This is a genomic window from Vibrio sp. 1288 (genome assembly GCF_033344475.1).
This window is the reverse complement of the sequence record NZ_JAWPOX010000480.1, coordinates 1-723: the sequence shown is the minus strand read 5'-3', so window position 1 is coordinate 723 and position 723 is coordinate 1. Positions and strand designations below refer to the sequence as shown.

Sequence of the window (723 nt, the reverse complement as noted above, 5' to 3'; positions counted from 1 at the left end):
ACTTTAAAGCGTTTAACGATAACTATGGGCACTTATTTGGTGACACAGTATTGAAAGCGATCGCGCGTCGACTACAACAAAGCTGTCGCGATGGCGTGAGTGCGTACCGCTTCGGCGGCGAAGAATTTGCGTTAATTGTGCCAAACAAATCCCTACGAATCGCCCGCCAATATGCCGATACCCTGCGCCGCATGATTGAAAAGCTACGCGTACGTGATAAACGCTCGGGCACACAAGTTCATAGCATTACCGCTTCTTTTGGTGTGGCAGAGTTCGAAGTTGGTGACACCGTAGATTCATTAGTCAACAAAGCCGATAAACAGCTTTATGAAGCAAAACAACTCGGTCGAAACCGAGTGATGCCTATCTAAGCTAACCTCTCTGGCAACACAGTAAAGACGGTTAGAACAAATAAAGAAACCCCGCACTGTTTAGCGCGGGGTTTCTACTTTCTCGTCCTACATACCCAAAGCAGGCTACTTGGGCTTATATTTGATTAATCAATGCTGTAGCAGTAACTAAGAACATAGTCGTCACCATTTTTTGCGGTGTACTCTTTGTCTTCGCTACACGCCATCGGTTTACCTTTCTTGTCGCCTTTAATAAGACTAATCCAATGACGCATCGCGGTTGGCGCATTGCCAGTCAACTCTGGATTGAACGTGATGCGAGTTTCCAATTGGATGTCATCGATGTCCATCAACTCCACACAACCTGTGCCTT

Annotated in this window: 1 protein-coding gene and 1 pseudogene; one reads left to right on the top strand and one right to left on the bottom strand. The window is 46.3% G+C overall.

Annotated features, from left to right (window positions below; genetic code table 11):
- A partial coding sequence (locus R8O11_RS27515) for a GGDEF domain-containing protein (RefSeq protein WP_318194913.1) occupies positions 1–371 on the top strand: 371 nt, incomplete at its 5' end.
- Positions 372–496: 125 nt separating this feature from the next.
- Here R8O11_RS27515 and R8O11_RS27510 read toward each other — a convergent pair.
- A pseudogene (locus R8O11_RS27510) lies at positions 497–723 on the bottom strand (hypothetical protein); the annotation flags it as partial.